At 56.7% G+C, this 238-nt stretch carries 1 protein-coding gene; it reads left to right on the forward strand.

Annotated features, from left to right (window positions below):
* A partial coding sequence (locus tag SB775_RS33635) for a putative sulfate exporter family transporter (protein WP_410865642.1) occupies window positions 1-238 on the forward strand: 238 nt, incomplete at both ends.

Genomic DNA, 238 nt, shown 5'->3' on the forward strand with positions numbered 1-238 from the left:
CGCTATCGCCCTCACCATGCTGCTTGCAAAATGGATGAAGGCAGAGCCATCCCTCTCCCTCATGCTCGGAGTAGGTACTGGAGTGTGCGGGGCCGCTGCCATCGCCGCCGTTTCTCCTATTATCCAGGCAAAAGATGAGGATACCGCTATCGGCGTAGGCATTATTGCTTTGGTCGGAACGGTGTTTGCCGTCGGCTATACCGTGCTGCGCCCGTTTTTGCCCATGTCAGCGGTAGAT

It is taken from the genome of Peribacillus sp. SIMBA_075 (genome assembly GCF_046534585.1).